This window comes from Streptomyces sp. NPDC046821 (assembly GCF_040645335.1).
In the GTDB taxonomy this organism is placed as follows: domain Bacteria; phylum Actinomycetota; class Actinomycetes; order Streptomycetales; family Streptomycetaceae; genus Streptomyces.
In genome coordinates, this window is sequence record NZ_JBEYYB010000002.1 from 174,061 (window position 1) to 186,818 (window position 12,758).

A 12,758-nucleotide genomic window follows, 5' to 3' on the forward strand; every position below is an offset into this window, starting at 1 on the left:
CGTAGGAGACCTGTCATGACCACCCCGCTTCTGCTCCCGCCGGGAGGCGTGGCATGACCATCCGGCTTCTTCTGGCGGACGACCATCCCGTCGTACGCGCCGGGCTGCGTGCCGTGCTCGACGCCGAGCCCGATTTCACGATCGCCGCGGAGGCCGCCACCGCGGAGCGGGCCGTGGAGCTCGCGGCGGCGGGCGGGATCGACGTCGTCCTCATGGACCTCCAGTTCGGCACCGGGATGCACGGTTCGGAGGCCACCGCGGCCATCGCCGCCAGGCCGGGGGCGCCGCGCGTGCTGGTCCTGACGACGTACGACACGGACGCCGACATCCTCGCCGCCGTCGAGGCGGGCGCGGCGGGCTATCTCCTCAAGGACGCGCCTCCGGAGGAGCTGGCGGCGGCGGTCCGTACGGCGGCCTCCGGCCAGTCCGCGCTCGCGCCCGCGATCGCGCACCGCCTGATGGACCGGATGCGGACCCCGGCCGAAGCCCTCAGCCGGCGTGAGCTGGAGGTCCTCCAGCTCGTCCGGGACGGCCTCTCGAACCAGCAGATCAGCAAGCAGCTGTTCCTCAGCCAGGCCACCGTGAAGTCCCATCTCGTGCACATCTACACGAAGCTGGGCGTCGACTCGCGCACGGCGGCGGTCGCGACGGCGACGGCACGCGGGCTGATGCGCCGCTGAGGCGCTGCCGCTGAGCCACTGGTCAGCCCGTCGCAGACGTACGGTCAGCTCGTCACGGCGTACGGGGTCAGCTCGTCACGACGAAGTCGCGCGCCGTCGCCCGGCGCAGCGCCCGCAGTTCGTGCCGGGTCGGGCCCGGGGGCGCGGGCACGGTCATGACCGGGCAGTCGGCGTGGGCGACGACGTAACGGTGGATGCGGCCGCGCCACAGCCTGCGCGGGTGGACGCCGATGACGAGCAGGTCGTCCGGGCCTGACGCCGTCGCGCACAGCGCGTGGCCTGGCCGGTCCCGGACCACGCGGCACACCAGGTCGACGTCCCTGGGCGGCCCGCCGAGCGCTTCGGCGAAGGCGCGGTCCAGGGCCGCGCGCGCCTCGCCGTGCCGGTGCCGGGCCCACTCCTGATCGGCGAACCGGGCGTACCGCCGCTCGCCCTCGGGCGGCTCCCAGGCGAGGACGGCGACGAGGACCCGGTCCGACCGGCGCGCTTCCTCCGTGGCCGCACGCAGCGCGGCGAGTCCGCCGAGCGAATCGCTCACCCCCACGACGACCTGACCGCCGTCCCGCCCCTGCGCCTCCGAACTCCCCGACCCCTCCATGCCATGCCTCCTCAGCCGCCCACCAGGCCAAACCAGACAAAAAGTTCCGCGCTCCGACGAGTCTGTAGGCTGATTGGCCTGGAGAGCAGGGCCAATAACGGAGAGTTGGCATGGCAGGCAAGCGAGTGGTCCACGCCTTGAACACCCGGGGCGCGGCCGGCATGGACAGATCCCTGGGCAGCCGGCGTCTCGCGGGCCTCCTGACCGTCACCGCCGGGGAACGCCCCGGCTACCGCGCCCTGGCCCAGGGCGTACGCACCCTGCTCCTCGACGGACGCATCCCCCTGCACACTCGCCTGCCCGCCGAACGCGAACTGGCCACGACACTCGGCGTCAGCCGCGCCACCGTCACTGCGGCCTACGACCTGCTCCGCGAGGGCGGTTACGCGCGCAGCCGACGCGGCGCCGGAACCTGGACCGAGCTCCCCGAGGGGAAGCGGCCCGCCAGCGTGGCCGTCTTCCCCGCCGGTGACGACGTGATCGACCTCGCCGTGGCGGCGCCCGGCGCACCCGAGGCGGAACTCGCCGAGGCGTTCGCCAATGCGGGCACACTGCTCACCCGGCACGCGTCGACGCCCGGCTACCACCCGTACGGGATTCCCGAGCTGCGGGCCGCGGTCGCGGAGCGGTACACCCGGCGGGGCCTGCCGACGCTCCCCGAGCAGATCCTCATCACCTCGGGCGCCCAGCAGGCGCTGTCGCTCACGCTGGGCCTGCTCGCGCGGGCCGGGGACCGCGTCCTGGTCGAGAACCCGTCGTACCCGAACGCCCTGGACGCGCTGCGCAGGGGCGGGATGCGGGCCACGCCGGTGCCGGTCACGGACGGCGGCTGGGACACGGACCTGTTCGAGTCGGCGCTGCGGCAGAACGCACCGCGCCTCGCCTATCTGATCCCCGACTTCCAGAACCCGACCGGACGGCTCATGCCGCGCGAGCAGCGGGTGCGTCTCCTCGAGGCGGCGCGGGCGACCGGGACGTGGCTGGTCGTGGACGAGACGGTCGCCGACATCGCGCTCGACGTGCCGGCGCCCGCGCCGTTCGCCTCGCTCGCGGGGCACGGCGCGGGCGAACAAGTCGTCACCGTGGGCTCGTTGAGCAAGACGCACTGGGGTGGTCTGCGCATCGGCTGGGTCAGGGCCGGGTCACGGCTGATCACGGAGCTGGCCACGGCGCGCGTGCCGGTGGACATGTCGGGTTCGGTGCTCGACCAGCTCGTGGCCCTTGGACTCCTCGACCGGATGGACGACGTCCTGCGGGAGCGGCTGCCCCGGCTGCGGGCCCAGCGGGACGCTCTCGCGGAGGAGCTGGCACGTGAACTGCCGGAGTGGCGCTGGCAGTTGCCGCAGGGCGGCCTGTCGCTCTGGATCGACCTGGGCCGCCCGATCGCGTCGGCGCTCGCCCGTGCGGCGCTGCGACGCGGGGTGCGGATCGAGGGCGGCTCCCGGTTCGGCGCGGACCCCGGTACGCACGAGCACCGGCTGCGCTTCCCGTACACGCAGCCGCCGGAGACCGCCCGGGAGGCCGTACGCCGCCTGTCCGAAACGCTGTCGGACGGGCTGGTCCCGACGGGCGAGGAGGCGGGGCGCCCTCCCTGGGTGGCGTGAATGTCCCGCTGGGTGGTGTGAATGTCCCGAACCAGCCTGTGGTCACCGTCAGCGCCACGGCTCGTCGACCCGGTGAGTGGCCCGCGTCAACGCAGCGGTGACCCGCGTCAGCGCGGCAGCGCCCCCGCATCACCCCAGCGAGTGACCCGCGTCAACGCGGCGGCGGACCGCCGAACAGTTCCACCGCGTTCCGCACCTCACCCAGACTCTTGGCCAGCGCGCTGACCGAGCCGATCGCGGCCGCGATGAGCAGCAGGGAGCGGCGCAGCCGGGGGATCTCGGGGTTACCGCCGACGGCCATCGCGTCCAGGGCTGCCAGTTCGTCCTCGGCGACGGCCCGGTCGGGGAACTCGGCCGGATGCGCGGCCAGTTCACGGCGCAGCCGGGAGACCGCGGTGCGCAACTCCGTCACCCGCGGATCCTCGTCGCTGCCGGTCAACAGCTCCTGCCCCATGCTCCGCAACACAGCTCTCCCCCCTCGCACGCCTTTGTGCGACCGGCTCCCGCGCGTGTGCCGCGCGGTGCACGCTCGTTCCGGCCCCGCCGGCCCGTTGGTCCGACGCGCCGCAGCGGAGTCGCGGGCCAGTAAACGCCACCTTCTGCCATGCCCGCCACTCCACTGACGGAATTCCGGCCGCACGAGTGTCTTCGGTTGTCTTCACTGCGGAGCGCCGGAGGCGCCGGGTGAGGTAAGCAGGCTGCATGACACACGTGACGGATGGCGCTCCGGTGGCGGGACTGCTACTCGCGGCGGGGGGCGGGCGGCGGCTCGGCGGGCGGCCGAAGGCGCTCCTCACGCACCGCGGCCGGCCCCTGGTGGAGCACGCGGTGGCGACATTGCGGGCGGGCGGCTGCGAGCGCGTCCACGTCGTCCTGGGCGCCGCCGCCGACGACGTACGGAAGCGGGCCGATCTGACCGGTTGCGTACTCGTGGACAACCCGGCGTGGGAAGAAGGTATGGGGTCGTCGCTGCGGGCGGGCCTCGGCTCCCTCGCGGGGACGGGGGCGTCGGCGGCGCTCGTACTCCTTGTGGACCAACCGGGGATCGGGGCCGAAGCGGTGGCGCGGGTGCGGGCGGCGTACCGGTCACCGGAGTCGCTCGCGGCGGCCTCGTACGACGGGGAACGGGGGCATCCGGTGCTGTTCGGGGCCGGTCACTGGGCGGGGATCGTGGCGAGCGCGGCCGGGGACCGCGGGGCGCGCGCGTACCTGAAGGAGCACGCTTCGGCGCTCACGCTGGTGGAGTGCGGTGACGTGGCCGAGGACTTCGACATCGACACGGAGGCCGATCTGGAGCACCTTGAATAGGGGGTAGCGCACCTCACATCAGGGTGGTGAACGGCGTGGATCAGGGCGGTGAACGGCATGAACGCGGCGTGAGGGAGCTGGCACTGAGGGCCACGTTCTGTCGACTCTGAGAATCTCGACGTCAACACACCTTGAACTTCCACGATGAGGAAACTACTATCCATTTTCAGAAGGGCCGGTCCCCCCGTGCGGGGTCCGAAGTCGTATCCCGGCGCCCACGGCACTCAGTGCCGTCCGCGCCCGTTCGCTGAAGGAAGTGACAGCTCATGTCCGCACCAGCGCCGTCCCCGCTGGCCATCGTCGACGCAGAGCCCCTGCCCAGGCAGGAAGAGGTGCTCACGGACGCGGCCCTCGCCTTTGTGGCCGAGCTGCACCGGCTTTTCACGCCCCGTCGTGACGAGCTCCTCACCCGCCGAGCGGAGCGCCGCGCCGAGATCGCCCGCACCTCCACGCTCGACTTCCTCCCGGAGACCGCTCACATCCGCGAGGACTCCACCTGGCGTGTCGCGCCGGCCCCGGCCGCGCTGAACGACCGCCGCGTCGAGATCACCGGTCCGACCGACCGCAAGATGACGATCAACGCCCTCAACTCCGGCGCCAAGGTGTGGCTCGCCGACTTCGAGGACGCCTCGGCCCCCACCTGGGAGAACGTCGTCCTCGGTCAGGTCAACCTGGTCGACGCCTACACCCGCAACATCGACTTCACCGACGAGCGCACCGGCAAGTCGTACGCCCTCAAGGGCAACGACGAGCTCGCGACCGTCGTGATGCGCCCCCGCGGCTGGCACCTCGAGGAGCGCCACCTGCAGGACGAGACGGGCCGCCCCGTCCCCGGCGCGCTGGTCGACTTCGGCCTGTACTTCTTCCACAACGCCAAGCGCCTGATCGAGCTCGGCAAGGGCCCGTTCTTCTACCTCCCGAAGACGGAGTCGCACCTGGAGGCGCGCCTCTGGAACGAGATCTTCGTCTTCGCGCAGGACTACGTCGGCATCCCGCAGGGCACCGTCCGCGCGACGGTCCTGATCGAGACGATCACGGCCGCGTACGAGATGGAAGAGATCCTCTACGAGCTCCGCGACCACGCCTCCGGCCTCAACGCCGGCCGCTGGGACTACCTCTTCTCCATCGTCAAGAACTTCCGTGACGGCGGCCAGAAGTTCGTCCTGCCGGACCGCAACCTGGTCACGATGACGGCGCCGTTCATGCGTGCCTACACCGAGCTGCTCGTCCGCACCTGCCACAAGCGCGGCGCGCACGCGATCGGCGGCATGGCCGCGTTCATCCCGTCGCGCCGTGACGCCGAGGTGAACAAGGTCGCGTTCGAGAAGGTCAAGAACGACAAGGACCGCGAGGCCGGCGACGGCTTCGACGGCTCGTGGGTCGCCCACCCCGACCTGGTCCCGATCGCCATGGCGTCCTTCGACGCGGTCCTCGGCGAGAAGCCGAACCAGAAGGACCGTCTGCGCGAGGACGTGGCCGTCGCGGCCGGCGACCTCATCGCGATCGACTCCCTCGACGCCAAGCCCACCTACGACGGTCTGGTCAACGCCGTCCAGGTCGGCGTCCGCTACATCGAGGCGTGGCTGCGCGGCCTCGGCGCCGTCGCCATCTTCAACCTCATGGAGGACGCGGCCACCGCCGAGATCTCGCGCTCGCAGATCTGGCAGTGGATCAACGCCGGCGTCGTCTTCGAGAGCGGCGAGCGTGCCGGTACGACCGTCACGGCCGACCTGGCCCGTGAGGTCGCCGCCCAGGAGCTCGCGAACATCCGCGCCGAGGTCGGCGAGGAGGCCTTCGCGGCCGGCAAGTGGCAGCAGGCCCACGACCTCCTCCTCCAGGTCTCCCTGGACGCGGACTACGCGGACTTCCTGACGCTGCCGGCGTACGAGCAGCTCCGCTGATCGACCTTCACCATGGCCCCCGGCACGCACAGCGCCGGGGGCCTTCGTGTTTTCGTCTGCGGCCCCGGTGGGGGCGGGTCGCGCAGTTCCCCGCGCCCCTGAAATGCAGGCGCTGCACGCCGCAGTTCCCCGATGGGGGAAGGCGCGGCGAAGCCGCAAGCCTTCTAGGGGCGCGGGGAACTGCGCGACCAGCCCCCACCGGGCGTCAGCCGAGGTGGACAGACCAATCCTGCTCCGCCCCCGGCTTACCGTGCAGATCCGGCACCCGCTTCAACCAAGCCGGGCGCCCCTTTTCCATATCCGCCGCGCGCCGCGCATCCGCCGCCGCCAGCTGGGCCCTCGACGGGAAGTCGGTGGGCAGCCAGGCAGCGGAGCTGCTTGCGCGGGCCGCGAGATAGGCGACGTACGCCTCACGGACCTCGTCCGCCGCGGCGAACCCCGGCTCGTCGGCCAGCCACGCGTCCGGCACGAGGGCGACGACCTCGCGCAGCATCACCTCGGTCACGAGCGGCGCGAGCAGCGCGTCGGCGGCGGCCGTGTCCGGCCCGTAGCCGCCGAGGGCGTGATGGCGGAAGTCGTACGCCTTGTCGGGCGCGGACGCGTCCCAGCGATGGTGGAAGACGAGCGCCGCTCCGTGGTCGATCAGCCACAGCTTCGGCTGCTGGATGCCGAACGTGGGCCAGACCATCAGGTTCGAGCTGTGGACCGTGCGGTCGACGTTGACCGTGAGGGCGTCGAGCCACACGATCTTGCCGGCCTCCAGCGGGTCCACCGCGAACGTCTCGGCGACCTCCGGGGTGAAGTCCGCCGCGCCCGGCAGGAAGTCCATGCCGAGGTTGAGCCCGTCGCTCGCGCGCAGCAGGTCCTGGACCTCCTGGTGCGGCTCGTGGGCGGCCACCTCGGGGTCGAAATGGACGCGGACCAGCTCGGGGAAGCGCAGGCCGAGGCGGCGCGCCAGCTCACCGACGACGATCTCCGCGACGAGGGCCTTGCGCCCCTGCGCGGACCCCGTGAACTTCACGACGTAGGTCCCCAGGTCGTCGGCCTCGACGACCCCCGGCACGGAGCCGCCGGACCGCAGGGGGGTCAGATACCGGACAGCCGTCACTTCTCGCAGCACACCCGCCAGCGTAACCGGCGTCCGGGCCCATGCGAGTGGCACCGCGTGCCCGCCTCCCCCGGGGCACGGAACTGACGGACGCAACCCGGGCGTTCGGCCGGAAAAGGCCGGAATCGACTGCCGTACAAGGGTCTCCGGGGCACCCGTTTTGAAACGCGCGTCCCCGGGTCCATAGGATCCGGCGATGATCATAAGTAGACGGTGGGCGACAAGAACGTGTGTTCTGGTCGCCGCCCTGACCCTGGGGCTGCAGCCTGTCACCGCGTCCGCGGCCGGCAATCCCGACGAGCAGCCCACGACGGCCCCGAAGGTCGAGCTCGTGCTCGACGTCAGCGGGTCCATGCGCACGCGCGACATCGACGGCGGGACCCGGATGGCCGCCGCCAAGCAGGCGTTCAACGAGGTGCTCGACGCGACGCCGAAGGAGGTCGAGCTCGGCATCCGCACGCTGGGCGCGAACTACCCCGGCGAGAACCGGCAGGTGGGCTGCAAGGACACCGCGCAGCTCTACCCGGTCGGACCGCTCGACCGCACAGAGGCGAAGACCGCCGTAGCGACGCTCTCGCCCACCGGCTGGACGCCGATCGGCCCCGCGCTCCTGAAGGCGGCCGACGACCTGAACATCGACGCCGGCGCCGACGGACAGCGCCGCATCGTCCTCATCAGCGACGGCGAGGACACCTGCCAGCCGCTGGACCCGTGCGAGGTCGCGCGCGACATCGCCGCCAAGGGCATCAACCTCACCATCGACACCCTCGGCCTGGTCCCGGACGCCAAGACCCGCGCCCAGCTCAGCTGCATCGCGGGCGCCACCGGCGGCACGTACACCTCCGTCCAGCACACGGCCGAACTCACCGACCGCGTGGGCCAGTTGGTCGACCGCGCCGCCGACCCGGTGGTCAACCCCGTGGCCGTCGAAGGCGCCGGTCAGTGTGCCGACGCACCGGAGATCAAGCCCGGCCTGTACACGGACCGCGAGCAGTTCGGCGAGCACCGCTACTACCGCGTGGCCGTCGACCCCGGGCAGGAGCTGCGTGCCTCGGTGAGCGTCGCCGCGGACCGCGCGGTCGACCGGGACTACGGCGTCCTGCTGCGGGCGGTCACCGGCCACGGCCGCGAGATCGTACGCGGCTCGGAGGCGGGTGACGGGCGTACGGACGTGATCTCGACCGGCCTGCGCTACCCGAAGCCCGCCGCCGACACCAACGAGGACGGCAGCCCGCGCACGGAGACTGTCTGCCTCCAGGTGTCGAACTCTTACTCGGCCCCCGCGTCGGTCAAGCGGACGCCCGGCCTCCCGGTCGAGCTGACGGTCGACGTCGTGGACGCGCCGAGCGCGGCCTCGGACGTGGCGGCGTTCGGTCTCGGGCGCGGCTGGTGGCTGCTGGGCGCCCTGGTGCTCACCGGCTTCCTGGCGGGTCTGCTGTGGGGCTGGATCTCGCGCTGGCGCGTCGCCGTCTGGAGGACGAACTGATGCGGATCACAAGGTTTTTGGCGAGTGCCGTCATCGGCGCGGCGGCCACGTTCGGAGTCGTCTCGGTCGCGGGCCCCGCGTTCGCGGAGGGCGATGCCCAGGCCAAGGCGCCCAGTGAGGCGGGCACGTCGTTCCGTACGGCGAAGGAGTTCGCTCCGGGCCAGCGGGCCACGGCCTCCGCGTCCACGGGTGACTACCTGTACTGGTCGTTCCCCGCTGACGCCGGTCAGCGCCCCACGGTCAAGGCGACCGTGAAGCTGCCGGACTCGGCGGAGCGGCCCTCGGGCGCGACGTGGCGGGTCGACGTGTACGACGGGCTGAGGCGCCGTCAGGCCTGCATGTACGGCGTGCAGTCGAGCGCGCCGACCGCGGACGCGACGTCCGTGAACCTGTCCTGCACGCTGCGTACGGTGCGGGCCTGGGCGGACCCGTGGGCGAACGACCCGCTGCCCGGGACGTACTACGTCCGACTGACGGCCGTCGAGCTGAAGCCCGCCGACCAGGGGCTTCCGGTGTCGACGGAGGTCGAGGTCGCGATGAAGGACGTCGGCGGCTCGGCTGCGGTGGACGGCTCGCTCGCGGCGCCGCTGGTGCCGGGGTCGACGACGGCCTCCGCCACTGCGGGGTCCTCCCCGGACGCCTCCGAGACGCCCGCCGACGACGGCAAGGCGTCGGCCGCGCCGGCGCTCGCGACCGGTGAGCCCGAGGGCGGCTGGTCCTCCGGCTGGTGGTCGGACCGCTGGATCTGGACGGCGGCGGGCGGCATCCTGGCCGCGCTCGCCGGTGTCGCCGGCTACGCCCTGACGCGCGGCAGGGGCCGCCCGTCCCGCGTACCGCAGGGGTACTGACCGATACGACGGTTCCCCGCGCCCCTTCGAGTGAGGGGTGCGGGGTCCTCTCATGCGTCGGCCGACGCCCCAGTCAGCTCATGCCTGGGCAGGCACCCCGGTCAGCTCACGCTTAAGCAGGCACCCCGGTCAGCAGCGCCTTGGCGATCGCACCCTCCCCCGAGACGCTGATCCGCCCCTCGCGCACGGCCTCCGCGAGGCCCAACTCCCCACGCGCTATGGCGACGCAGGCCCGCGCGTCGAGAACGAGCCGCGCGTCGGGCTCACCGGCGGCGGGCCCTTCCCCGTAGACATCACCGTCTCCCCCGCCGACGCGCACATGGAACTCCCCCTCGTCCAGGCGCACTTCGACCACACCTTCAGTACCGAGCCGCTCAAGTCGGCTCAGAAGCGGCAGGGCGAACCAGTGCGCGCGCAGCGCGTCCGTGGGCCGACGCTCCTCAAGCGCCGACGCGCCCCACTCTCCCAACGCCTGCAGCACCGGCAGCAACTGCCGTCCGCGCGGCGTCAGTTCATACACGTACGCGGAGACGGGCGCGGGCAGCCGGCGGCGTTCCGCGACTCCCTCGCGCTCCATGTCCTTCAGGCGCGACGCGAGTACGTCCGTGCTGACGCCGGGGAGGTCGGCGTGCAGGTCGGTGTAGCGGCGCGGCCCCGCGAGGAGTTCACGGACGATCAGGAGCGTCCAGCGGTCCCCGACGGCGTCGAGGGCGCGGGCGGCGGCGCAGTACTGGTCGTAGCTTCGGCGTGGCATGGCTCGCAGTCTATGCAACTTGTTGGACTTTCCAAGCAGTCACTTGGTAAAACCAAGTCACACACGTCACGGGCAGGTCCGGGAGGGCACGACATGGAGTTCCGGCAGTCGAGCAAGCTGAGCGAGGTCTGCTACGAGATCCGGGGCCCGGTGATCGAGCACGCCAACGCGCTCGAGGAGGCGGGCCACAGCGTCCTGCGTCTGAACACCGGGAATCCCGCGCTCTTCGGCTTCGAGGCGCCCGAGGAGATCGTCCAGGACATGATCCGGATGCTCCCGCAGGCCCATGGCTACACCGACTCGCGGGGGGTCCTCTCCGCCCGCCGCGCGGTGGCGCAGCGCTACCAGGCGCTCGGTCTCGACGTCGGCGTGGACGACGTGTTCCTCGGCAACGGCGTGTCCGAGCTGGTCTCCATGGCCGTACAGGCGCTTCTTGAGGACGGCGACGAAGTCCTCATCCCTGCACCGGACTTCCCGCTGTGGACGGCCGTCACGACGCTCTCCGGCGGCAAGGCCGTGCACTACGTGTGTGACGAGTCGGCCGACTGGTACCCCGACCTCGACGACATGGCGTCCAAGATCACGGACCGCACCAAGGCCCTCGTCATCATCAACCCCAACAACCCCACGGGCGCGGTCTACCCGAAGGAGATCATCGAGGGCATCCTCGACCTCGCCCGCCGGCACGGCCTGATGGTCCTCGCCGACGAGATCTACGACCAGATCCTGTACGACGACGCGGTCCACCACAGCGCGGCCGCTCTCGCGCCCGACCTGGTCGTCCTCACCTTCTGCGGCCTCTCCAAGACGTACCGCGTCGCGGGTTTCCGCTCCGGCTGGCTGGTCGTGACGGGACCGCGCCAGCACGCGCGCGACTATCTGGAGGGCCTGACGATGCTGGCCTCCATGCGGCTGTGCGCCAACGCCCCGGCCCAGTACGCCATCCAGGCCGCGCTCGGCGGGCGCCAGTCCATCCGTGAACTGACCGCGCCGGGCGGCCGCCTGCTCGAACAGCGCGACATGGCCTGGGAGAAGCTGAACGAGATCCCCGGCGTCTCCTGCGTGAAACCCAAGGGCGCGCTGTACGCGTTCCCGCGCATCGACCCCAAGGTCCACCCCATCGTCGACGACGAGAAGTTCGTGCTCGACCTGCTTCTCCAGGAGAAGATCCAGGTCGTCCAGGGCACCGGCTTCAACTGGCCCCGCCCCGACCACTTCCGCATCCTCACCCTCCCGTACGCGGACGACCTCGACGCGGCGATCAGCCGGATCGGGCGATTCCTCAGTGGGTACCGACAGTAGAACTGAGCACCGCCGGTGGAACGGGAGCGGGCCCGAGGGCGTAGCCGGCCCCCGGGCCCCATGGATGCCGCTCACATCACACGCCGACGCGCTTGAGGACCCGGGTCAGTCGTCAATGCCCTGCGTCCTGCCGTTGGACTACCGCCCATCGAGCTGGGCGGGCCGGATTCGAACCGGCAATTCGGGGCCCTGGGGCCCGGGTCCGGTCGCGTCGGCGATGAGCGGCGAATACTGAGTCTGGAGCAAGAGTCTGAGATTGACGGCGGTCCGCGTGCGCTCTGCGGGCCGCACCATCACGACAAGCTTCAGCTTCAGCTTTGCGCTCCTCGCGCACCCCGGCCGCCGACTGAGCGGCGCCCGGGGAGTCTGGGATGTTCTGTTGTACGCGCCCTTGCAGGCGCAGGTGGATGTGGGCTTGGCTCAGCCGAACAGGTAGCCGAACACCGGGTCGCCGGCGCGCCGGTCCGTGACCTCCGCCGCGTTCGCCTCCTCGCGGGCGAACTTGACGGCCTGCTGGAGCCGCTCGACCCGGTCGAGCAGTTCGTTCACCCGGCGCGCGGGCAGCGCTCCCGAGAACTTCACGGTCGTCCAGTACCCGACGGGCACGTCCTCGTAGTACACCTCGACCTGTGCCGGGTGCTTCTCGGTCGCCTCCGCCTTCACGTGGTTGCGCGGCACCTTCTTCGTGCGCAGCGTCCGTACCGGCTCGGTCCGCCAGTCGTCGGTGGACGGATCCTGCGTCCACGACTCGGAGGCGTCGAGCAGGGGCAGCTTGCGCACGAAGGCGTTCAGGTCGGTGAGCTGCTTCTCCAGGAACAGCAGGTACGCGACCGGCACCTGGCCGAGGATCACCTGTCCGTCGACGCTCACGTCAGCGCGCGCCTCGCAGTTCGCCCAGTCCTTCGTGGCGGTCACGTCGAACAGCCGGGTCAGCGTCTTCCCGGTGTCCCGCAGGACCTGCTCGGCCTTCACCTGCACCCGCGTCGACTCCGGCGGCAGCTGCTCACCCTCCTCGTCCTTGGGCTGGTACGTGCGCGAGATTCCGGCCAGGAGCGCCGGCTTCTGGAGCCCGTGCTGAGCGGCGGTCAGGTCCTGGTGCGCCTTCGACTTGACGCCTTTCTCGACCGCGATGATCTGGTTGAGTTTCGTTGCCACATCCAGAACGGTAG

At 71.5% G+C, this 12,758-nt stretch carries 12 protein-coding genes; 7 read left to right on the forward strand and 5 right to left on the reverse strand.

Annotated elements, in window-relative coordinates; translation table 11 throughout:
* Window positions 1-53: 53 nt before the first annotated feature.
* Window positions 54-680 carry a response regulator transcription factor gene (locus ABZ893_RS04370; protein ID WP_361396553.1) on the forward strand — a complete coding sequence of 209 codons (627 nt, stop codon included), beginning with the start codon at window positions 54-56 and terminating at the stop codon, window positions 678-680.
* A 67-nt stretch (window positions 681-747) separates the two neighbouring features.
* Here the strand turns inward: ABZ893_RS04370 and ABZ893_RS04375 are convergent, their stop codons facing one another.
* Window positions 748-1,278, reverse strand: coding sequence for a universal stress protein (locus ABZ893_RS04375; RefSeq protein ID WP_361396556.1), 531 nt, complete (start codon window positions 1,276-1,278; stop codon window positions 748-750).
* Between the two features lie 110 nt (window positions 1,279-1,388).
* On the opposite strand from ABZ893_RS04375, the gene ABZ893_RS04380 reads away from it, so the two are divergent.
* A complete protein-coding gene (locus tag ABZ893_RS04380) occupies window positions 1,389-2,882 on the forward strand; it encodes a PLP-dependent aminotransferase family protein (protein ID WP_361396559.1) in 1,494 nt (497 codons plus the stop codon).
* Window positions 2,883-3,033: 151 nt separating this feature from the next.
* Here ABZ893_RS04380 and ABZ893_RS04385 read toward each other — a convergent pair whose 3' ends face one another.
* The gene (locus tag ABZ893_RS04385; protein WP_361396562.1) at window positions 3,034-3,348 is read right to left on the reverse strand and encodes a DUF5955 family protein; all 315 of its coding nucleotides are present in this window, start codon (window positions 3,346-3,348) and stop codon (window positions 3,034-3,036) included.
* Window positions 3,349-3,584: 236 nt separating this feature from the next.
* Here ABZ893_RS04385 and ABZ893_RS04390 point away from each other — a divergent pair, with 236 nt between their 5' ends.
* Window positions 3,585-4,190, forward strand: a complete 606-nt coding sequence (locus ABZ893_RS04390; RefSeq protein ID WP_361396565.1) for a nucleotidyltransferase family protein — start codon at window positions 3,585-3,587, stop codon at window positions 4,188-4,190.
* A gap of 266 nt (window positions 4,191-4,456) precedes the next feature.
* Entirely contained in the window at window positions 4,457-6,091 is a 1,635-nt protein-coding gene (gene aceB, locus ABZ893_RS04395) for a malate synthase A (RefSeq protein ID WP_361396568.1), read from the forward strand.
* Window positions 6,092-6,296: 205 nt separating this feature from the next.
* Here the strand turns inward: aceB and ABZ893_RS04400 are convergent, their stop codons facing one another.
* On the reverse strand, window positions 6,297-7,211 hold the full coding sequence (locus tag ABZ893_RS04400; protein WP_361396571.1) for a HipA family kinase: 915 nt from the start codon (window positions 7,209-7,211) through the stop codon (window positions 6,297-6,299).
* A 184-nt stretch (window positions 7,212-7,395) separates the two neighbouring features.
* Here ABZ893_RS04400 and ABZ893_RS04405 point away from each other — a divergent pair, with 184 nt between their 5' ends.
* Together ABZ893_RS04405 and ABZ893_RS04410 are read left to right on the forward strand one after the other, a co-directional pair.
* Window positions 7,396-8,685, forward strand: a complete 1,290-nt coding sequence (locus ABZ893_RS04405) for a VWA domain-containing protein (RefSeq protein WP_361396574.1) — start codon at window positions 7,396-7,398, stop codon at window positions 8,683-8,685.
* Window positions 8,685-9,533 (forward strand): hypothetical protein, encoded by an 849-nt coding sequence (locus ABZ893_RS04410; RefSeq protein WP_361396576.1) that lies wholly within the window; start codon window positions 8,685-8,687, stop codon window positions 9,531-9,533. The genes ABZ893_RS04405 and ABZ893_RS04410 overlap by 1 nt, the downstream gene beginning before the upstream one ends.
* Before the next feature lie 112 nt (window positions 9,534-9,645).
* Here the strand turns inward: ABZ893_RS04410 and ABZ893_RS04415 are convergent, their stop codons facing one another.
* Complete coding sequence (locus ABZ893_RS04415; RefSeq protein WP_361396579.1) at window positions 9,646-10,287, reverse strand: helix-turn-helix domain-containing protein; 642 nt, start codon at window positions 10,285-10,287, stop codon at window positions 9,646-9,648.
* A 93-nt stretch (window positions 10,288-10,380) separates the two neighbouring features.
* On the opposite strand from ABZ893_RS04415, the gene ABZ893_RS04420 reads away from it, so the two are divergent.
* Complete coding sequence (locus ABZ893_RS04420) at window positions 10,381-11,589, forward strand: pyridoxal phosphate-dependent aminotransferase (protein WP_361396582.1); 1,209 nt, start codon at window positions 10,381-10,383, stop codon at window positions 11,587-11,589.
* 420 nt (window positions 11,590-12,009) lie between these two features.
* Here ABZ893_RS04420 and ABZ893_RS04425 read toward each other — a convergent pair whose 3' ends face one another.
* Window positions 12,010-12,744, reverse strand: a complete 735-nt coding sequence (locus ABZ893_RS04425; RefSeq protein ID WP_361396585.1) for a hypothetical protein — start codon at window positions 12,742-12,744, stop codon at window positions 12,010-12,012.
* Window positions 12,745-12,758: the final 14 nt, after the last annotated feature.